This window comes from Vibrio sp. 10N.286.48.F5 (genome assembly GCF_041469785.1).
Taxonomy (GTDB): Bacteria; Pseudomonadota; Gammaproteobacteria; order Enterobacterales; family Vibrionaceae; genus Vibrio; species Vibrio crassostreae_C.
Genome location: NZ_JBFRLG010000025.1, coordinates 18,721 through 40,989, shown reverse-complemented (window position 1 = coordinate 40,989; position 22,269 = coordinate 18,721). Strand labels below are relative to the sequence as shown.

15 protein-coding genes are annotated in these 22,269 nt (G+C 43.8%); 9 read left to right on the top strand and 6 right to left on the bottom strand.

Annotated elements, in window-relative coordinates; all coding sequences use genetic code 11:
• Positions 1–204 precede the first annotated feature (204 nt).
• The 3 genes from AB4185_RS14675 to AB4185_RS14665 form a co-directional block, all read right to left on the bottom strand.
• Entirely contained in the window at positions 205–1,086 is an 882-nt protein-coding gene (locus AB4185_RS14675) for an NAD(P)-dependent oxidoreductase (protein WP_004733521.1), read from the bottom strand.
• Positions 1,087–1,739: 653 nt separating this feature from the next.
• Complete coding sequence (locus AB4185_RS14670; RefSeq protein ID WP_017061476.1) at positions 1,740–3,818, bottom strand: DUF4962 domain-containing protein; 2,079 nt, start codon at positions 3,816–3,818, stop codon at positions 1,740–1,742.
• A 219-nt stretch (positions 3,819–4,037) separates the two neighbouring features.
• The gene (locus tag AB4185_RS14665) at positions 4,038–5,816 is read right to left on the bottom strand and encodes a sodium:solute symporter family transporter (protein ID WP_102332117.1); all 1,779 of its coding nucleotides are present in this window, start codon (positions 5,814–5,816) and stop codon (positions 4,038–4,040) included.
• Between the two features lie 1,140 nt (positions 5,817–6,956).
• On the opposite strand from AB4185_RS14665, the gene AB4185_RS14660 reads away from it, so the two are divergent.
• From AB4185_RS14660 to AB4185_RS14645, 4 genes are all read left to right on the top strand, one after another.
• Positions 6,957–7,427, top strand: a complete 471-nt coding sequence (locus AB4185_RS14660; protein WP_016785024.1) for a hypothetical protein — start codon at positions 6,957–6,959, stop codon at positions 7,425–7,427.
• A 25-nt stretch (positions 7,428–7,452) separates the two neighbouring features.
• On the top strand, positions 7,453–8,379 hold the full coding sequence (locus AB4185_RS14655; RefSeq protein ID WP_010438355.1) for a tripartite tricarboxylate transporter substrate binding protein: 927 nt from the start codon (positions 7,453–7,455) through the stop codon (positions 8,377–8,379).
• An 88-nt stretch (positions 8,380–8,467) separates the two neighbouring features.
• Complete coding sequence (locus tag AB4185_RS14650) at positions 8,468–8,929, top strand: tripartite tricarboxylate transporter TctB family protein (RefSeq protein WP_372135605.1); 462 nt, start codon at positions 8,468–8,470, stop codon at positions 8,927–8,929.
• Between the two features lie 8 nt (positions 8,930–8,937).
• Entirely contained in the window at positions 8,938–10,440 is a 1,503-nt protein-coding gene (locus AB4185_RS14645) for a tripartite tricarboxylate transporter permease (RefSeq protein ID WP_010438351.1), read from the top strand.
• 210 nt (positions 10,441–10,650) lie between these two features.
• Here the strand turns inward: AB4185_RS14645 and AB4185_RS14640 are convergent, their stop codons facing one another.
• The 3 genes from AB4185_RS14640 to AB4185_RS14630 all read right to left on the bottom strand — a co-directional run bounded on the left by AB4185_RS14640 (position 10,651) and on the right by AB4185_RS14630 (position 16,256).
• Positions 10,651–11,367, bottom strand: coding sequence for a FadR/GntR family transcriptional regulator (locus tag AB4185_RS14640; protein ID WP_010438348.1), 717 nt, complete (start codon positions 11,365–11,367; stop codon positions 10,651–10,653).
• Between the two features lie 525 nt (positions 11,368–11,892).
• Complete coding sequence (locus AB4185_RS14635; protein WP_017069900.1) at positions 11,893–14,046, bottom strand: heparinase II/III family protein; 2,154 nt, start codon at positions 14,044–14,046, stop codon at positions 11,893–11,895.
• A gap of 2 nt (positions 14,047–14,048) precedes the next feature.
• Entirely contained in the window at positions 14,049–16,256 is a 2,208-nt protein-coding gene (locus tag AB4185_RS14630) for a heparinase II/III family protein (RefSeq protein WP_372135604.1), read from the bottom strand.
• A gap of 333 nt (positions 16,257–16,589) precedes the next feature.
• Here AB4185_RS14630 and AB4185_RS14625 point away from each other — a divergent pair, with 333 nt between their 5' ends.
• From AB4185_RS14625 to AB4185_RS14605, 5 genes are all read left to right on the top strand, one after another.
• A complete protein-coding gene (locus AB4185_RS14625; RefSeq protein WP_009846518.1) occupies positions 16,590–16,925 on the top strand; it encodes a cupin domain-containing protein in 336 nt (111 codons plus the stop codon).
• A 34-nt stretch (positions 16,926–16,959) separates the two neighbouring features.
• Positions 16,960–17,892, top strand: a complete 933-nt coding sequence (locus tag AB4185_RS14620) for a sugar kinase (RefSeq protein WP_017061485.1) — start codon at positions 16,960–16,962, stop codon at positions 17,890–17,892.
• A gap of 73 nt (positions 17,893–17,965) precedes the next feature.
• Positions 17,966–18,592, top strand: a complete 627-nt coding sequence (locus AB4185_RS14615) for a bifunctional 4-hydroxy-2-oxoglutarate aldolase/2-dehydro-3-deoxy-phosphogluconate aldolase (protein ID WP_017069898.1) — start codon at positions 17,966–17,968, stop codon at positions 18,590–18,592.
• Positions 18,593–19,453: 861 nt separating this feature from the next.
• On the top strand, positions 19,454–21,220 hold the full coding sequence (locus tag AB4185_RS14610) for a sodium:solute symporter family transporter (RefSeq protein ID WP_102332113.1): 1,767 nt from the start codon (positions 19,454–19,456) through the stop codon (positions 21,218–21,220).
• A gap of 247 nt (positions 21,221–21,467) precedes the next feature.
• Complete coding sequence (locus tag AB4185_RS14605; protein ID WP_017067326.1) at positions 21,468–22,232, top strand: transporter substrate-binding domain-containing protein; 765 nt, start codon at positions 21,468–21,470, stop codon at positions 22,230–22,232.
• Positions 22,233–22,269: the final 37 nt, after the last annotated feature.

Sequence of the window (22,269 nt, the reverse complement as noted above, 5' to 3'; positions counted from 1 at the left end):
GATATAGATATAGATATAGAAACAAAAATAGGAATTGAGGCAGTAACAAAGTTGAACAGAGTTTTGAGTCGGTGTAGCTGAGGAAGTAGAAGTAGAAGAGTTTAACGAGGGAACAAAGGGTTGGGTATGGCAGATAAAAACGAACCTCGCTGAGGTATCGCCGCCTAAAAAGACAGGCAATACCCTAGCGAGGTCGTACGTCGATTACTTCTCTAGTTTAGCGAAGTAGTCGAAGATTACTGGTACGTCGTTGTTACCCATTCCTGCGTCAACAGCAGCTTGTAGGCTAGTTGCAGTACCTTGAGCAATTAGAGACTCAGTACCTAGCTCTTCACAAAGAGCAAGGAAGTAACCAAGATCTTTGTTAGCGTTAGCAACAGAGAAACCTAGCTTCTCTTCGCCGTCTACTGCGTAGAACTTACAGAATTGCATGAATGGTGAGTTAGATGGACCTGCAGACATGATGTCAAACAGTTGTTGGCCATCAACACCAGCGCGTTGAGCAACAGCGAAAGCTTGAGACATAGTCGCAACAGTCGTCATACCCATGAAGTTGTTTACAAGCTTAGTAACGTGACCAGAACCTAGAGCACCTAGGTGGAATACGTTTTCGCCTTGCTCTTCAAGAACAGGTTTAACTTTGTTGAAAGTTTCCATGTCGCCAGCAGCCATGATGTTCAGAAGACCATCTTTAGCGTGTGCCGGAGTACGGCCTAGAGGTGCGTCGATCATGCCCGCGCCTTTTTCAGCTAGAGCTGCGCCGATTTTCTTAGTAGAAGCAGGGATAGAAGTACCGAAGTCTACTAATACTGCGCCTTCTTTGATGCCAGCTAGAACGCCGTCTTCGCCGTAAACGATTTTTTCAACAACAGCAGAAGTTGTAAGACAAAACTGAACGATATCACTTGCAGCCGCTAGTTCTTTAGCAGAAGTGAATGCAGTTGCGTTGCCGCGATCTGTAACGCGAGCAACAGCTTCAGCGCTTAGATCCATTACGTTTACGTGGTAGCCGCGCTTTTGCAGGTTTTCAACCATGTTGCCGCCCATAAGACCTAGGCCAATGAAACCGATTACAGGTTTAGTCATGTTCAAACTCCAAATATAGTATTGTATGATTATATGCTCATTATAATAACTACGTCTTTCTCGTTACGCAATAGTTTTAGGGTAATCCTTCAATGCTTAGACGCAAGTTGTGACGGGGGTTCACTTTACGAGAAAATATGGGGCACGCTTTGTACTTACAGGAACTATTTGCCAGTTTAAAAACCGTCTATTGATGAAATAACATACGTTAAATGTCATACGATTAGTAAGCACAAGCTACGCCTTTACCTATGTATAGTTCACGACTCCCCTACTCAGCCAGTGATTAGACTGTTCACGCAGAAGTAAGTCATATCAGTTTTTACGAAAAAGGGGTTGGCGCCCTATTCTTTTAACAGAACGATAAATATAGGTCTCGTATACTACTCCTGCACCTTTCATTAAGCATAGTGGCTAAGTACATACACAGTCTTTGTGTATATCAACTTCCAGGTTTAGCCCTCGATCTACTGACTTGGCATCGAGAAGCGATTGATTTCTCAGCCAATTAGTTTCGTTTCAACCTGATGGGGTTCCCAACTTTGCCAACTAATACAATTTAACTGAGTATCCAACTTGCTAGCTAACAAAACAAAAAAACTCCGAGCTTTCACTCGGAGTTTTTAATATCTAGCTTCTGTTGCTTCAGCGAATTACAGTTCGATTGAAACCGTTTCACCGTCAACATTTAGCATTAGCGTGTTACCTTCAAGCTTGTGAGACACTTCAACTTGCTCGCCTTCGTTCTTATTAGGAACAAGAAGGGTCAGGATGTTGTGCTCTTTCGATGGCTTGAATTCCACTTCAACGTGACGGTGGATTTCAAGATCTTTGAACTCGTATGGGTCAACTTCGCCAAAACCTTCAACATTCTTAACTGACGTGATGTTATCAGCAGACTCGTTGATGAAGTTTACGTCTAGGTGCGCAACTTCGCCACGGATAGTGAAAGACTTGTCTGCCACGTCGTTTGCGAAAGTTGTATGCATTAGCCAAGTCATGTCTTTCTCTTCAGAAAGCGTTGCCTTGTCTTGCATTACGAATACTTTACCTTGAACAAACCAGACCTTACGCTTGTAAGATTCAATTTCAGGAACGAAGTACTTGTAAGACGCTGTCGCATCACCTTCAACCATCTTCACATCAGATTCAGTGTCGAAATCAGAGATGTTGCCGCCCGCTTCGATACAGAAGCGATCTTGGTGGTTTTCGTAGCCCGTGTTCTTGTTCTCGCCGTACTGACCTTTACCGCCAAATAGTGGAAGGTTCTTAGAGAACGTTTGACGACGCCATTTAGTGTGCATATCAACACCGAAACCACCGTAGTAGCCAGTGATTGACGCTAGCGTTTCACCGAATGCATGCAACGTGAATGCGTTTTGGTCACCGTGAGAGTGGCTGATTGAGCCAAACGGAGAACATTTGAATACCATGTGAATATGGTTATCACGCTCAGTCATCTTGTTGTGGAATGCAGCCCAACCCGTGATTGGGAATACTTTCAACAGTGGGTCATTCGATGGTGCTTTCTCTTCAGGTGCATCCCAAAGGAAGTTAAAGCGAAGATCATCGTAACCGAAGTCCCACCAACCGAAGTTGTAGAATTTGGTGTGTGCTTCAGTATCACGGCCTTTCAGTTGGTTGTAGTACCAAACATACTCAGGCTTCTGGTTAACACCTGCGTAATGCTTGATGTTGTAAGCCAGTTTTAGACCTGGGAAATCACCGATTGAAGACTGGTCACAGAAGCTCGCGCGCTTAGAGTGAACAGGCATGCAGTAAAGCGGGAAATCACCTGTGTTTTCGTAGAATGTTTTGTTGAACATGTCTACGCCACAGTATGCTTTCAATAGGTCGAATGCTTCGCCTAGGAATGCAGTTTGCGTGTTCCAGTAGTCAGGACCTTCAGCCCAACCGCCGTCTACACCGCCCCATGGTGGGTAGTGTACTGCGTAGTATTCTAGTGCGTATGCAATGTACTCGCCTGCTTTCGGGTGATCGTGGTAAAGCGCGATACACGTTGGGATGATAGCAGAAGAGATAGAACGAACACCGTGGCTGTTCAGTGGGTTGTTCAATAGATCAACCGTCACTTTCAGGTGGTGCATGATTTCGTCTAGACGCTCAATCAAAGCATCTTGAACTTGCTGACGTTCTTCATCTGTGAAGTAGCCGTGTAGCCAGTCGTAACCCCAAGCCATAGCCGCGATAACACGGAAAGCCGCTTCATCGTTATAGCCACGAGAAGTCACGCCTTCTGGATCGTACGTAGACAGTTTTAGAGTCCAAGCTTTTGCTTTAGCAATTAGCGCTTCGTCTTCTTTCACAACACCAGCAATTGCTAGGTTACGTGTCGCGTTTAGTGCCATTTGGCAATCAACGTACATTTGACGCCAGTAAGGACGCCATAGAGAAGCTTTGCCTACCGTGTCAGCTGGGTACGCTTGAGGCTCTTCGAAAGGAGCAGTCTCAAGGAACTTAACTGTCGAGTTATTGTAGAAATCATCAAACATGCAGTGAGCTTCATCAGCTTTCACTTTCGCTTTGAATTCTTCTAACTGATCTGCTTGAACAAGAAGACGTGGACGTGCTTCGCTCAAGTTGTCTAGGAATGATAGGTCGAAGTCACGTTTCTGTACTTCGATAGGGAGTAGGTCTACAAGATTACCTGCTGAAGTATCATTCTCCAGCTTCATCTTCCTGATTGCATCAAGAGATTTTTGGTCGCTCATTCTAACTCACTTATTTTTCAAGTTGATTGAAAGGAATTAGCAATAATATACGTCTTATTGTAGGACAATTAAATCTATTTCGGTTCGATTGAACCATTTTGTACAGTTTTCGTGATTTAGGTCAGATATCTTCCACCTGACCGTTTTTCCGTTTCGCAGAGCAAAAAAAAGCGACGCCCTTTCGAGTCGTCGCATTCTATTATAATCGTTTTCTATGTATTAGCTTTCAGTTACTGCTTTCGCTTGCTTGCCGCCGTCATCGACCGCTTTAACCAATAGCACACCAACACCACCAACAATCACACCACAAAGTATGAAGACTAGACGTCCCCACATTGGGTTAGTGAGTAGAGCCATTAGCATGATACCGACACCCGCTACCGCAATCAGTTTACCAAGCATTTCACGCTGTTTGTTATCCAGTACTTTCTGTTCTGCTGACTCCGCAACTAATGGAGTAGACAGGTTACCGAAGAACTTATCAACGTCTGCTTGACGCTTCTCAGTTAATGGCTTGTAGAACAGAGTTGATAGGATGAAGAAACCACCTGTCAGCGTAATGTGAGCAATCAGACCGATAGCAACCTTAACATCAGACCATTCACGGCTTGTTAGCTCTTCTAGACCGAAGATTGAAGACACCATTTCAGCGTTAACAACGAAACCCACGTAGTAAGAAACAAAACCACCAACCACTAGCGTACCCCAACCAGCCCAGTCCGGAGTCTTCTTAATAAAGAAGCCAAGGAATGCAGGAATTGTCATTGGGAAGCCGATCAGTGCGCCTACATACATCATGGTATCGAACAGGCTCAAACCTTTAAGCGAGTTGATGAACTGTGCAATAAGGATGATAGCAATACCAAACACGGCAGAAGTAATCTTAGAAACCGTTACTAGTTCTTTTTCGCTAGCCGTACCTTTACGAACGATTGGTTCATAGAAGTTCTTAACAAAGATACCCGAGTTACGGTTTAGACCAGAATCCATTGAAGACATTGTCGCTGCAAACATCGCCGCAACTAGAAGGCCAACCATACCTGCTGGCATGTACTCTTGTACGAAGTATAGGTAGGCAAAGTCACCCGCTTTCTTACCTGCATCTGGGTAAGCTGCTGCTAGGTCGACACCTTGACCTGCAATGTACCAAGAAGGCATGAACCAGATAAATACACCACAAAGCATTAGCACACACGCTAGTAGCGCCGCTTTCTTCGCGTTCTTTGAGTCTTTAGCCGCTAGGTAACGGTAAGAGTTAAGCATGTTGTTAGTAATAGAGAACTGCTTCACGAAGATGAAGAATGCCCAAATGCTGAAGATGCTTAAGTAGTTAATGTTGTTACCAGAAAGGAAAGAACCGCCTTCCGCTACAGGGAAGTTATTCACGATTTCACCAACACCGCCACCTTGAACAACAGCAACAACAGCACATGTCACGGTTACTGCCATGATGATAACCATCTGCATAAAGTCAGATGCAATTACCGCCCATGAACCACCCGTTACAGACATTGCCAATACAACCAAACCGGTAATCCAGATAGTTGCTGTCATGTCGAAACCGAAGATACCAGAAGCGATGATTGCTAGTGCGTTTAACCATACACCGGCAGAAACAACACTGTTTGGCATTGAAGACCAAGTGAACACTTGTTCGTTAGTCGCACCGAAACGCATACGAATTGCTTCGATTACCGTTACTACACGTAGTTGACGGAACTTTGGAGCAAAATATGCGAAGTTCATGAAGTAACCAAATGCGTTGGCTACGAAGATGACCGCTACTGCAAAACCATCGTTATACGCTTTACCTGCCGCACCGGTGAATGTCCATGCACTAAACTGGGTCATAAAGGCGGTTGCACCAACCATCCACCACAACATGTTACCGCCCCCGCGGAAGTAGTCACTGGTGGTACTTGTAAATGTTCTAAACATCCAACCTATCGCAATCAAGAATAGGAAATAAATGCCGACAATAATCGTGTTGAGTTCCATCGTGTATCCTTTGTCCGTTGTATTTTGTTACGAGGACTATAGGAAATCTCAAACTTTATTTGTAGTACAATAATCCAAATAAGTGATGGCGATCTTATTTTGATTGATTAAGTTAATTATATATATGACATAGGATGGAATATGGCCAATCCATTAAGGAAATTACTGGTGTTTGAGATGAAAACTCAAAAAACCAAGACCAAAGAACATCATACCCATTAAAATCAATGACTTATAAAAAAGCGAGACTTTGCACACTTATTAACAAATACAACCAAACACATATAGATATAAAATTCTCAAAAATAATAAAAGCCAAATCAGAGCTGAATCACCCTCATTTATCACACAATAAACCAGTGTTTTATATCAATTGAGAGTAGCTAATTCTATTAGAATTCTACGTAAGTTACTCAATATAGAAGCCACATATCTTGTTGAGATGATGATGGATTCAAAAGATAAAAAATGAAAAATCATGGATGGTGCATAATTATTTGAGGAGAGATCGAGTGTCTAAAACACAAATCTCGCCGCAATATTCTCTTAATTACGATGGTAAAAAGAACTACCGCTAAACGTATACAAGAAAAATTGCCTTAAGAAAGAGTTAATCGGGAGTGAACCAAAACCGTGCTACACATGGTGCAACACACTTCTTAAAAACAAAAAAAGCATTCACTTGGTATACCTTTTTGACTGGTTTTGATGAACCTATAAATGGTTCATCGGGACGTTTAAGTGGTTCACATAATAGTTGAAACACCCGTTTAGCTTAACGGTGGTTAGCGTCTTGCAGGTGAGCCGCTGACATGTTCGCATATAACTCGTTGTGTTATAGGACGCTCGATTATCAAGCCAAAATTTTCTCCCATATGAATTAACAGAACGGCGAGCATATGGTGGGGAGTTTATATCTAGGAAATCAGCCAAAATAAAACTGGATCTGTGTCCATTTACACCCAGCTCAAAAAAAGACCAGAATCACACTATTTCCGAAACAATATGGTTAAAACAAGATCGAAGTCTAGTTAGAAGACTTTCACTTGTGATCGCTCCCCGCTTCCAAGTCATCGTTAATTGAAGAATTATTGTCATACAATATTCTATATTCATCTACCAAACGTAAGGACATGTGGAATGCGATCAATGAAAGATATCACTCAAGACGCTATCGATATCGTTAAACCCTCTATCGACAAGCTGTTTGAAAGAACGAATAGAAAAGAACTGCATATTGTCGTTATGAATCCACACCTCAAGCCTTGGGAAGCCTCTTTTGAAGACGCCATTCTATATGAAGAGTCGTTAGGAGCTCCTGACAACTGGACAATCAAGTTTGATCACCTTGCCCGTAAGAAAGCACAACAAGCGTGGCGAGAATCGACAAGCAATCTAACACTGCACTCCCAACACCCATCTTCACTACGTGACGAAGACTTACTGTTTTATGGTTCGTTTGTTTACGGAAACGTGGTTGTTGCCTGCAGTGGTGTACAACAATGGTATGACATGCTGATCAGTGGCTGGATAGCGGTAGCTATTGAACAGTTAGCAATGCACGAATACCAAACAGAAAAAGCAGAAAACCCTACAAAAACATATCGCTAATAATTAGAAACAGAAGGTACTTATTATGAGTAAACTATTAAAATCCATTATGCTAGCAGCCGGTATACTTGTTTCTGCAACGTCAATTGCAGCTGACTATCCAAGCAAAAACATTCGCTTAGTTGTGCCATTTGGCGCGGGCGGCGGCACCGATGCCGTTGGTCGTACTCTTGCAAATAGCGCGAAAGACATTCTTGGGCAAAATATTTCAATCATGAACCGTACTGGTGGCGCAGGCGCAGTTGGGATGAGCTTTGGTGCTCAGCAGCGTGCGGATGGTTACACATTAACAGTAGTAACACGTGAAATCGCTTCACTTCCTCAAATGGGTTTGATGCGTCATACCGCTGACGACTTTAAACTCATTCGTTTAGTTAACTTAGATCCTGCGGTCGTATTGGTTGCAGCAGATAGCCCATACAACACGATTAACGACCTGATTAAGGAAGCCAAAGAAAAACCAGGCAGCGTAAAATTCGCTTCAACCGCTGCGCCAAACTTCTACCTAATGTCTCTTGAAAAAGATCAAGGCATTAAATTAAACGCTATCCCTTACAACGGTGCATCAGAAGCAATTCCTGCTGTACTAGGCCATCACACAGACGTCACTATGGTTACTCCTGGTGAAGCTATCGCTCAACTTCGTTCAGGCCAACTAAAAGCATTAGGTGTCATGTCTGAAGAACGTATTCAGTACATTCCAGATGTTCCTACTTTGAAAGAGCAAGGCATTGATGTAGTAACAGGTACATGGCGCGGTATTGGTGCTCCAAAAGATACACCTGATGCAGTAATCGAAAAGTTGGGGGCTGCATTTGATGAAGCAATGGCAAGTGAAGAGTTCAAAACTTTCATGGCGAAAGGTGCAATGACGATTCACAATCTTGATGACAAAGCCTTCACTGAGTTTGTTGCAGAAGATACAAAATCATTGACTCAATTAATTCAATAACCTTTGTTCAGAGGCACAGCTTTTATCAGTTGTGCCTCTGTTACTAGTTTGTACCTTTCCCTTGCTTTACTTTTTAGGGGTAAACTCCATGTCTAACTCTCACTCTTACTTAAACCGAAACGTCGTTTTCCCTTCTATCATCATTATCCTTAGCGCAATCGCGTTCGCGCTGATCACTCAATTTGATCGTCCGATGTACCAAGATGCAAGTGTCGATGCAAAATTCTTCCCGATGGTGATTGTGATTGCCCAAATTGCTATCTGTATTGTTCTCATCGTTCAACACAAATTAAAAGGTGCCTCTGAACAACAAGAAGCGATGATAAGCAAGATGTCGATTTTCGGCGTTGCTTTTCTTATTGGCTACGCATTACTCATCAGTGTAGTTGGCTACCTTTATGCTAGTTTGATTGCATTTATGTTCTACCTCGTTTACTTCAAAGTGAAGAAGCCAATCTATTACGTTGTCGCCGTTGTCTTTGTGTTCGCGGTTTACTATCTATTTGGCGAGGTGTTCTACATCGCGCTTCCTGAAGCAACGTGGTCTTAGGAGGTCATATGTTTGAATATCTAATCGATGGTCTCGCAACTGCAGTTAGCTTTGCAGTGCTTCCTGTCCTTGTTTTTGGCGTACTGGGCGGCGTTATTTTAGGCGCACTACCCGGACTTACAGCGACAATGGGCGTGGCAATTCTCCTTCCATTTACCTTTGGCATGGAACCGACTTCAGCCCTTGTGATGTTAATTGGTGTATACATTGGTGGGATTTACGGTGGCTCAATTGCCGCAATTTTACTTAAAACCCCAGGAACACCGGCTTCTGCAGCAAGTGTACTCGACGGTCACACTATGGCTGTTAGAGGACAAGCAGCAAGAGCATTAAGTATTTCTGCTGTTGCATCATTTATTGGCGGGCTGTTAAGTACTATCGTCCTCATCGCGATTGCGCCTAAATTAGCGACCTTTGCACTGCGTTTTAATGCGCCAGAATATTTTGCACTCGCTCTGTTTGGTTTAACGATTATTGCGAGTGTTTCTTCGAACAACATTTTTAAAGGGTTACTTGCGGGAACCATTGGATTATTGGTTTCAACTGTTGGACTCGACCCAATCAGCAGTGTGCCAAGATTTACTTTTGACATCATGGATCTTTACAGCGGAATCAATGTCATCCCTGTCTTAATTGGTTTATTCGCTCTATCTGAGGCATTAAACCAACTAGAGAAGCTGTTCTCTGAAAAGAAAGTCGTTGCACCGAAATTTGACCACAAACTATTAAGTAAAAGTGATCTCAAAGAAATGCTACCAACGGCCATAAAAAGTGGTTTGATGGGAACAACTATCGGCTCGGTACCGGGTGCTGGTGCTGATATATCTGCATTTGTTTGTTACAACGAAGCAAAACGTTCGTCTAAGAACCCAGAAGAGTTTGGTAAAGGCTCGGTTCGTGGCCTTGCAGCCGCTGAATCTGGAAACAACGGCGTAACGGGTGGCTCGCTAGTTCCGTTATTAACACTAGGTGTTCCTGGAGATGCCGTGGCAGCGGTTCTTCTTGGTGCACTTATAGTACAAGGACTCACACCAGGCCCACTGCTATTCGCCCAAAACCCCGAAGTGGTTTATGGCGTGTTCAGCTCAATGTTGGTCGCTAACCTTGTGATGTTAGTGATTGGTTTACTGGGTATTCGCTTCTTCTGTCGAATCATTGAAGTACCGAAGATCATCATGATTCCAATCATTGTCTTCCTTTCAATTGTCGGCGCTTACGCAATTAATAACTCGATGTTTGATGTGGGTATTGCAATCGGTTTCGGTCTACTTGGCTTTATCTTAACTAAACTGGATATCCCTTCTTCACCGATTCTGCTTGCGATCATCTTAGGGCCAATGGCAGAAACAAACCTTAGAAAATCACTGCTGATGTACGATGGCAGTTGGTCTTTCCTTTATGAGCGTCCTATTGCTCTCGCGTTTATCGTGTTAGCTGTATTCTCGGTTTATTCAACGTTAAAAATGAAGAAAAAGCAGAAACAAAAGCAAACTTACGAACATCATGATTAGCCGCTTGTTTAAGCTAGAATATTGAAACAACTCAAAGCCAGAGACAACAGTCTCTGGCTTTTTTCATACATGAAAGCAGCCAATTTTCGTAAACGGTAGACAACAAAAAAGGTATGCACTTGGCATACCCTTTTAAGTCGTTTATCCGAGCGTAATGCTGTTCATCTCTATATGAGGTGACTCATCTACCTACGCTCTAGATTATTTCTATTACGCCGTCGCCAGACGGTGGTTGGCATCTTGCAAGTGTGCAGCAGACACAACTCGTGCCTTATCACTATCACCAGCCATGATTGCTTCATAGATTCTACGGTGTTCATTGATACACGTGCTTCCTTCTTCAGAAGAGTGCACGATGAAGTTCACGAACATCGTAGTCAAGATATTGCCGAATGGCAGGTAGAAGTCATTACCTGTCGCATTAAAGATCAAGCTATGAAAACGAGTATCAATATCTGTCCAACGCTCTTGATCAAATACTTCAGCCTCATCCACTTCTACCATTTTTTGGAAGATTTCTGAAAGTTCAATGCGTTGTTCAGCCGTTGCAAATTTAGCCGCCAGTGCGCACGCTTCAGGTTCAATCGCACGGCGAAGGCCTAAAAACTGAGAACAGAATTGATCTATGTCGGTTAGACCATCCATCCATTCAATCAGCTGAGGATCAAGAAAGTTCCAATATGCGCGGTCGACTACACGAGTACCGATTTTCGGGCGGGACTCTAACAAACCTTTAGAAGTTAATAGTTTAACTGCTTCACGTAGTGCCGTTCGGCTAATACCAAACTGTTCACATAACGCCATTTCACCAGGAATAATAGAACCTTGCGGCAGATCGCCAGACAAGATTCCACGAGCGATTTCACGCGCTACTTGCACGTGCAGGCTACGCTTCGAGCCCGAAATTGAATTAAAAGTGCTAACCATAAGTTCACTTATTTTATATGTTATGTTTATGTATTATTTAAGGATTACTATAACAGTATTTCAACCTACAGCCAATTGAGTAAAATCCAAACGAATCACAACCTGCAAATTTTTATAATCAGAGATTTAAAAAACATCCTGTGAGAAACGTTATCTTAAATCACTCATAAATCCGTACTCAAAACTAACCCTCTTTGTATCGGTATGAAAACCACCAGCACAGCCTCGAAAAACCATAGGAAAAAGGTACACCTTTAGAAGCGCAATTCATTAACCGCCAGAGATTATTAAATGAGATCCCCTTCCCAAATTACATCAGCCTCTGTCCTACACGCATAAAAAAACCGAGCAACTCACAACGAGTTACTCGGTTTGACTTATTTCCGATATTCTTTGTCATCGACATTAATTTCGTTCAGTTACTTAGATGCGAACACCCTTACAATCGAACATGATATGGCGCTTCGTTCCCGCAAAGCACCACATCAGCACACACCATCGTTAAACGGTATGTGTGTTGATCATTTACAGTTGAGCAAATGACCCTTCCCACGAGTATGTCTCACCCGCGAACTCAACAGTGTGAGTTGCTTGCTGCGTGTCTTCAGCTTGGTTTGAGATACCGTAGTGGTAAGTGTTGCCAGAAGTAGTCTGAATGCGAACAACAGTCCCGACACTGTTATGGCCCACAACAGATACTGATTTAACTAGACCACGAGCGCCTACAGAGGCTTCGATAGACTCGTTAAAGTAACCATGCGTTTCTAGTACAGAAGCAAACACGTGGTTTTGACCAGACTGACGTAAGATGAACGCAGGCTCACTCTTAAGGTTGAAGTCTGGATCGTTAGCACCAGTGCGAGCAAAAATCACTTCGCTGCCCGCATTCGCGCTGGTTACTAGGCTGTAGTAGCTGCTGTCATGTAGCCAGCTTACTAGAGAACCTTCTTCGTTCACTTTGCCTGAAGCCACGTTCCATAGATGTTGGTAACCGTTGTCTTCACCTAATGGCTTAAGCGTTGTTTCCATGTTGTAATCGAAGTCAGTGCGAATGATTTGACCCGAGTGGTGAACTGGTAAGTCGTACTGGTGCTCAGCGTCAGCTTCGATGCGGTACACATCAATTACTAGCGGTTTTTCGAACTCAGGTAGTTCAGCAAGAATCACGCTGCGTTGCATGTCTACGCCAGTGTAGTACTCAGAAATTGTGCCGCTCATACCTTGTAGCGACTGGTCGTCTGCTACGAAGAAGTGCTTCTGACCAAACTTAGACTCAGCCAATGCTGTGTTGAAGTTGTTCTGCGTTTTCTGATCAACCGTTACTGTGTTGTGAGCAACCGTCTGCTTACAGTAAGACTTGTTCTCCGGGATGTAACGACCGCCAAACTTAGGCTCAACGTTTACCCAACGACCGAAGCCGTAATCGTGCAGCACTTCGTGGCCACGGTTGAATACGCTTAGGTGCAAGCCATCGTAGTGACCATGGTCTAGCGCAGAATGGTACTGGTGGTCTGAACCGTGCTGACCAAACCAGATCAACGCCATTGTGTCGTCGTCTTGCACATCACGGTGACGAAGGATGCTTACGCCGCCTTTTTCGCCTTCAGGCCCGTCTGTTACAAACAGGCTACCCCAGTTGAATGGTTTGATGTCGTCTGCTGCATCAACCGCGTCAGACAGTGTTTTACCAGAAGCATGAACCCAAACATTTTTTTGGTGATCAGCCATACCAAGCAGAGTTTCAGTCTGCTCGTAACGGTGGTAACACACAGACGTCGCCATGATAACCCCTTCATCGTTGATAGAAATCGTCTTCGATGAATCGTTCAGAGCAGGCAATGTACCGTCTGGGAATGCTGTTTTGAATACTGAGTAAGACGTTGTCTTGATCACTGAATCGTTAAATTCGTAAATACCGATTTCTGGCTGACGACGTTCAATCGCTTCTGCGAACAGGTAGATTGGACGCAGAGAGAAACGGTGATAGTAAGGACCTTCCATGTAGTAGCCGTCTGGCGAAAACAGTTGGTCAAGTTGTGCTAAGAAACCGCCGCTTACTTTGTCTAGTTTCAGGCCGTAAAGCGCTTTGTCTACAGACTCTTGATCGTTGATTGCGTAACCACAGATACCTACCGCTGCCACAGCCCATAAGCCGTGGTTGTGTACGATATCGAAGTCGTGTGCGTAAGTCACAACGAACATTTCGATCATTTGCTTAAGAAGATCGTCTTCGATAAGACGCTTTTGCTCTTCAGAAATGGTGTGGTAAATACAGCTGTACGCACAAGAAGCGTAAAGCATCCACATGTTCTCGTTCAACGTTTGGTGGAACAGCTTACCCGGAGGGTTAGAGTCACGGCTTACGTTGCTTTCAAGTGTTGGGTATACCGTCGCGTACGCTGTTAGCATATCAACGATGTAATCACGGTACTTAGTTTCCTCAGTGATAAGGAACAAACGGCCCGCTAGATCCATATGGATGTAGTTTTGCTTGTGACGGTTGTGCTCGTAACCGCCGCCTTCACCGTGACCTGGTACTTCGATGCCAACTTCTGCCATGTACGCGTCAGTTTGTTTAATGTCACGAGTCAGTGCGTTACCTAAAAGGCTATCCTTGCCAAGTTCTTTACGAAGCTCTGCTGCTTCATCAAAGTTAAGTAAAAGTGGTTGATAGCTCATTATTATTTCCCCTGCTTTGCAGTGCTAAGTTCTTCTGAATTTGTTTCTTGTAAAGTTGTCTCTACTGAGTAGAAGCCTGTCCAGCTGTATACTTTGCCGTTCAGTTCTACCTTGTGTTCAGTGTTGTCAGTCGCACCAAGTTGGTTGCTGATCATCACGGTCACATTTGATTTTTCTGTGCTGATTTCGACGACTGAACCTACATTTGTATGCGCGACAACCTTGATGTCTTTCACAACGCCGCGAGCATTGACTGATTGCTCGAACTCTTCGTTGAAGTAACCGTGCGTTTCAAGAACAGAAGCGAACAGTGTTGTTTCGCCCTTGCTACGTAGAATGAAAGCAGGCTCTGAGCGTAGGTTGAAGCTTGGGTCATTCGCGCCAGTGCGAGTAAAGATAACTTCAGCATTATCGTTAGACGTTGCACCTAACCATGTGTAGTAGGTGTTGTTTTGTAGCCAGCTCACAAGTGCTGTGCCATTCACATCACCGCTTGCTACGTTCCATAGGTGTTGGTAACCGAAGTCACTACCCAGCGTGTTCAACTCTTTATTCGCTTGGTATTCAAAGTTAGTACGAACAATCTGACCGGCATATTGGTGCGAGTAATCGTATTGGTGTTCGCCTTCGCCACCTTTCTCAGAATCTAAGCGGTAAAGATCCAATAGTAGCGGAGATTCCAACTCTTCAAGATTTAGCATGAACACGCTGCGTTGCATGTCAAAACCTTGGTAGTGATCGTTAGCAAACGCACTCATGCCGTTGATTTGCTCGTCTTCTACTTTGAAGAAGTGTGGTAAGCCGTGTACTGCGTCTGCACGTTCAACATCAAAGTTGTTCTGGCATTTTTCATCAATCGTTACTGCGTTGTGAGCAATCGTTTGACGAGCGTAAGATTTGTTTTCGTCTAGGTAGCGGCCGCCAAATTTTGGCTCCACGTTAACCCAACGACAGAAACCGTATTCACGTAGCACTTCTTGACCGCGGTTGAAGAAAGAAATACCCAGCGTATCGAAGTTGCCGTGACCCATGCCGTGTTGACCGTAGTTCATCACTAACTGAGAAACGTCGCCTTTCTTATCCTGCATACGGATAAAGCCTTGCGCGCCGTTGTGACCTTGAGGGCCTTCGTTCAATTCAACACTTGGCCAGAAAGGCATGCCGATTTCTTGCTCAGCAGACGCCGCTTCATAAGCTTTAGATAGCTCAAGACCACATGGGTGCATCCAAACTGCGTCTTGAATCTTCGCCATACCAAGAATGTTTTGGTCAACGCCGTTTTCAGATGAGTAATGTTTGCTGTAAACGCTCACTGCAACCTGAACACCCATGTCTGTAATACCCATTGTGCGAGATGCATCGTTCAGAGCTGGGAATTCGCCGTTCGGGTAAGCCGTCGCAAGCATCGCTTGTACTGTGTTACCAATCACGCCGCCTTTGTAGTTGTAGATATCCACTTCAGGCATATGACGGTGAATCACTTCAGCGAACACACACGTTGGACGAATCGCATAACGGTGGTAGTAAGGACCTTCCATGTAGTAGCCAGACGGTGCAAACAGCTGAGAAACTTGCGCTAGGAAGCCGCCAGTGTCGTTACGGTCAATGCCGTACACCGACATTTCAAGGTACTCACGCTTGCCAAGAGCAAGACCACAAATACCGACAGCCGCTACTGCCCAAATACCGTGATTGTGAATTCGGTCGAAGTCGTGTGCGTATTTAACCGTGAACATTTCTAGCATTGGTTCGAAAATACGAGACTCAATATTGTCGCGTTGTTCTTGTGTCAGGGTTGAAGCAACACAAGAGTAAGCTAAGCTTGAGAACATTAACCAGCAGTGTTCGTTCAGGATTTGGTGGAACAAACGACCTGTAGGGTTAGTGTTTTTCTGTACGTGGTAATCAAACGTTAGGTATTTGTCTGCGTACTCTTCTAGTAATTCAGTAACAAAGTCAGCGTATTTTTGCTCTTTAGTGATCAAGAACATGCGACCAGCTAGATTCATGTACGTGTAATTTTGCTTATGGCGGTTATGTTCGTAACCCCCAGCTTCACCATGACCTGGGACATCAATAGGTAAACGCATGAATGCTTCTAGATCTTTCGCGTTCGCTGCAATGGTTTTGCCCATTAAGCTAGAACGGCCCACTTCAAGATGAAGCTGCTCGATTTCTGCTTCAGTCAACAATACTGGTTTAGTCGTCATATTCTTTGTCACCCTCAATAAAGAGTTTATCTGCTTAAACTTTGATTAAATTTTCAAACTCCATATAAAGTAATACAATATGAGCTTTAATTATACCTATTCGTCGCTAAATGATGAGTATAGTCACATAATTAGCCATAAGTCATTGATGTAGCTGGCTAATGGTAAATATTAGCCATTTATTAAGTTGTTGATTTATTTACGCTATATAAAGTATCGCTTGATCGATATCACACAAATTTAGATATATTGTATTACAATTAGGCTCATTCCCTTATGATGGATGCAAGTTAAGTAACACTTAAAAGATTTAAACAGATTAGGAGATACACAATGAACTCTTTCTTTATCCTAGATGAAAACCCATGGGAAGAACTTGGTGGCGGCATTAAGCGTAAAATCGTTGCTTACACTGACGATCTAATGGCAGTACACCTATGTTTTGATAAGGGCGCGATTGGCCACCCTCATACTCACGAAATCCATGACCAAATCGGTTACGTAGTTCGTGGTAGCTTCGAAGCTGAGATTGAAGGCGAAAAGAAAGTCCTTAAAGAAGGCGATGCTTACTTCGCTCGTAAACACATGATGCACGGTGCAGTTGCACTAGAGCAAGACAGCATCCTTCTTGATATCTTCAACCCTGCGCGTGAAGATTTCCTAAAATAATAAACAGCGCAACCTCAGTTGCTAAGGTAAGCATATGAAATCATTAAACATCGCGGTCATTGGCGAGTGCATGGTTGAGCTACAAAAGAAACAAGACGGGCTTAAGCAAAGTTTCGGTGGCGACACACTAAATACTGCACTTTACTTGTCTCGCTTAACAAAAGAGCAAGATATCAACACGAGCTACGTAACAGCACTAGGCACTGACCCATTCAGTACCGACATGTTAGAAAAGTGGCAAGCGGAAGGTATCGACACTAGCTTAATTGCTCAGCTTGATCACAAACAACCAGGGCTTTACTACATCGAGACCGATGAAACTGGTGAACGCAGTTTCCACTACTGGCGTAATGATGCTGCAGCAAAATTCATGTTTGACCAGGAAGACACACCTGCTCTACTTGACAAGTTATTCTCTTTTGATGCGGTTTACCTAAGTGGTATTACGCTTGCTATCTTGACAGAGAATGGACGCACACAGCTATTCAACTTCTTAGACAAATTTAAAGCTCAAGGCGGCCAAGTATTCTTCGATAATAACTTCCGTCCAAAACTTTGGGAAAGCCAACAAGAAGCGATTTCTTGGTACTTGAAGATGCTTAAGTACACAGACACGGCTCTACTGACGTTCGATGACGAGCAAGAGTTGTACGGCGACGAAAGCATTGAACAGTGTATTGCACGTACGTCTGAATCTGGTGTGAAAGAGATCATCATTAAACGTGGTGCTAAAGACTGCTTAGTAGTTGAAAGCCAAAGCGCTCAGTACGTTGCTCCAAACCCAGTAGACAACATTGTTGATACTACAGCGGCTGGCGACTCGTTCAGCGCGGGCTTCCTAGCTAAGCGCTTAAGCGGTGGCAATGCACGTGATGCAGCGTTAGCAGGTCATATTGTGGCAGGGACTGTGATTCAGCATCCAGGTGCTATCATTCCTCTAGAAGCGACGCCTGATCTGTCTCTATAATTACGCACTTTAACTATTAATCAAGGGTTTGCTTAGTTGAAAGCAAGCCCACATTTAACGTGAGAAAGAATTCATGACGACATTAAATGAACAACTAGCAAACCTAAAAGTAATTCCTGTAATCGCTATCAACCGTGCTGAAGACGCTATCCCTCTAGGTAAAGCACTTGTTGAAAACGGCATGCCATGTGCAGAAATCACGCTACGTACAGAATGTGCAATCGAAGCGATTCGCATCATGCGTAAAGAATTCCCAGACATGCTAATTGGTTCAGGTACTGTACTGACTAACGAGCAAGTTGACGCATCTATCGAAGCTGGCGTTGATTTCATCGTAAGCCCAGGTTTCAACCCGCGCACTGTTCAATACTGTATCGATAAAGGCGTTGCAATCGTACCGGGTGTTAACAACCCAAGCCTAGTTGAACAAGCAATGGAAATGGGCCTTCGCACGTTGAAGTTCTTCCCTGCTGAGCCTTCTGGCGGTACTGGTATGCTTAAAGCACTAACAGCGGTTTACCCTGTTAAATTTATGCCTACTGGTGGCGTAAGCTTGAAGAATGTTGATGAATACCTATCGATCCCTTCTGTACTTGCGTGTGGCGGTACTTGGATGGTTCCAACTAACCTTATCGACGAAGGTAAGTGGGACGAACTAGGCAAGCTGGTTCGTGACGCAGTTGATCACGTTAACGCTTAATCTATTTTAGATTGAGTGATGAAGCCTCACCTCGGTGGGGCTTTTTGTTATCTGGCGTTTATTGCGCTGACTAACCGTAAAACACGCTCAATCAACATTATGTTTCCCCCACACCTTATCGCCTTTCTCTCTATGGGCTCGTCCAGCTCCGCGACTAAGACAGGCAATAACAAGTAATGTAAGCTTTCAATCGACTTCAGCACGCATCTAACGAAGCGTTACTGGTGCCCCCTATCGCCTATCCAGCTTCTTATCCAGCCCCTTACCCAGCAATGTTCCTTTTCGATACGTCATCAAACATCTCTCGTGGCATCTAATGAAGGTCACAATAGACAAAGTGCACCGCAAAATGTGTCCCGTCCGTCCAGTTTAACGCCCACTCAGTGACAAAAATTCCAAATATGCACCTCTATGGCACGAAAAAATGAATAAATAGCATAGAAAGGCTACAGAGCCGCAGACAAATACAAAATAGCGAAGTGAAAACAATGAGCTACACTTGAAATCCCAATACAGAATTTTTCAGTATAGAGTTCCAAATTAACGTGAATGTCGTCGCACAACACACCAATTTGTAGCACATTTGTTACGGTTATAATTAAAATCTTATAGATACGGCAAAGTAAGCGCTTTTGTTTATATTGTAATACATATAAACATTTAACCCTCAATTTATTTTAGATCTCAAACAAAATACACTCACATTTAAATTCAATTAAAACAAATACTTATATAACCACGTGTTAGAGGCCGAAAAATCAATGCGACCTAGATCATACTAAAGACATATTGTAGTACAAATAAACCTTGAGACGCGTTAATCTAAGCCCAGTTAATTATGATATTTAAAAGGCTGAAAAGATGACTATTGATACTTTTGTTGTTCTCGCCTACTTCTTCTTTTTAATCGCGATTGGTTGGATGTTCCGTAAGTTCACCACCTCTACAAGTGATTACTTCAGAGGGGGCGGCAAAATGTTGTGGTGGATGGTTGGTGCAACTGCCTTCATGACACAATTTTCAGCATGGACGTTTACAGGTGCCGCAGGACGCGCATTCAATGACGGTTTCGTTATTGTAATCCTATTCTTAGCCAATGCTTTTGGCTACTTCATGAACTATATGTACTTCGCTCCAAAGTTCCGCCAACTTCGTGTGGTAACGGCGATCGAAGCTATTCGTCAGCGCTTTGGTAAAACGTCTGAACAGTTCTTCACATGGGCAGGTATGCCGGACAGCCTTATCTCTGCAGGTATCTGGCTAAACGGTCTAGCTATCTTTGTAGCAGCGGTATTCAACATCCCAATGGAAGCTACCATTGTGGTAACGGGTATGGTTCTAGTATTGATGGCAGTAACCGGCGGCTCTTGGGCGGTTGTTGCTTCTGACTTCATGCAAATGCTTGTAATCATGGCCGTGACAATCACTTGTGCGGTAGCAGCTTACTTCCACGGTGGCGGCTTAACTAACATTGTTGCTAACTTCGACGGCGACTTCATGTTAGGTAACAACCTAAACTACATGAGCATCTTCATCCTTTGGGTTGTATTCATCTTCGTGAAGCAGTTCGGTGTAATGAACAACAGCATCAACGCATACCGTTACCTATGTGCAAAAGACAGTGAAAACGCACGTAAAGCGGCAGGCCTAGCATGTATCCTTATGGTTATTGGTCCACTAATTTGGTTCCTACCACCTTGGTACGTTAGTGCATTCATGCCTGAGTTCGCTGAGCAATACACATCAATGGGCGACAAAGCCGGTGATGCTGCTTACCTAGCATTCGTACAGAACGTAATGCCAGCAGGTATGGTTGGTCTTCTTATGTCAGCAATGTTCGCTGCGACAATGTCTTCTATGGATTCAGGTCTGAACCGTAACGCTGGCATCTTTGTAATGAACTTCTACAGCCCGATTCTTCGTCAAAACGCGACTCAGAAAGAGCTGGTTATTGTCAGCAAGCTAACCACTATCATGATGGGTATTATCATCATCGCGATTGGCTTGTTCATTAACTCTCTGCGTCACTTAAGCTTGTTCGATATCGTAATGAACGTAGGTGCGTTAATTGGCTTCCCAATGCTTATCCCTGTACTACTTGGTATGTGGATTCGTAAGACGCCTGACTGGTCTGGTTGGTCTACGCTAATCGTTGGTGGCTTCGTTTCTTACATCTTCGGTATCTCGCTTCAAGCAGAAGACATCGAGCACCTATTTGGTCTAGAAACAGCGCTTACTGGCCGTGAATGGAGCGACTTGAAAGTGGGTCTTAGCCTAGCTGCTCACGTAGTGTTTACTGGTGGTTACTTCATCATGACTTCTCGCTTCTACAAAGGCCTATCGCCAGAGCGTGAGAAAGAAGTTGACCAACTATTCACTAACTGGAACACGCCGCTTGTAGCGGAAGGTGAAGAGCAACAAAACCTAGATACTAAACAGCGTTCAATGCTTGGTAAGCTTATCAGCACAGCAGGTTTCGGTATCCTAGCAATGGCTCTGATTCCAAACGAACCAACAGGACGCTTGTTGTTCCTACTATGTGGTTCAATGGTACTAACCGTTGGTATCCTATTGGTTAACGCATCTAAAGCTCCGGCTAAGATGAACAACGAGTCAGTTGCTAAATAGCTAAATAAGCAGCTAACAAGTTAAACCAAAATGAAGCCCATGTTATTCGATAACATGGGCTTTTTGTTTGTCTTCGGTTTATCAAAACGGAATATGAAACGCACCTCGATCAATGCTCACAAACCATAGAAATACCTATCTCCTGCCCTCGTTTCATCTTCTTTTCCAACCTTTCCAATGGTTTGATCTCTTTCTCTGATTGTTTCTGTTACTTTGAATGACAACACAAACACAACAGACAATTACAATGAAAAAAACATCACTATTACTTGCTTCCATTGCTCTGGCACTTTCTGGTGTCGCACACGCTGACCAGCTAGAAGACATTCAAAAATCAGGTACTCTGCGTGTGGGCACCACAGGTGACTACAAGCCTTTCTCTTACTTCGATGGTAAAAGCTACTCTGGCTACGATATCGACGTTGCACAGCACATCGCGGAACAATTAGGCGTTGAATTGAAGATTGTTCGTACCACATGGAAAGATCTACTGGCCGATCTAGACGACGATAAGTACGACATCGCAATGGGCGGCATTACACGTAAAATGCAGCGTCAGTTAAACGCGGAACAAACTCAAGGCTACATGACCTTTGGTAAGTGTTTCTTGGTTGCAAAAGGCACCGCAGAACAGTACGACAGCATTGAGAAAGTGAACCTCTCTTCTGTTCGTGTGGGCGTGAACATTGGCGGTACTAACGAGATCTTTGCCGACGCGAACTTGCAGAATGCAAGCTTCACACGCTACGAGAACAATCTCGACGTACCGAAAGCAGTAGCAGAAGGCAAAGTTGATGTGATGGTAACAGAAACGCCTGAAGGTCTATTCTATCAAGTAACTGATGAACGTCTTGAAGCGGCACGCTGCGAAACTCCATTCACCAACAGTCAGTTCGGCTATCTGATTCCTAAAGGTGAACAACGTTTGTTGAACACGGTGAACTTCATTATGGATGAGATGAAATTGAAAGGTGTTGAAGAAGAGTTCCTGATCCACAACTCCCTTAAGTAACTCTTTTCAATTTATACCGTAACAAAAAAGAGGCCAG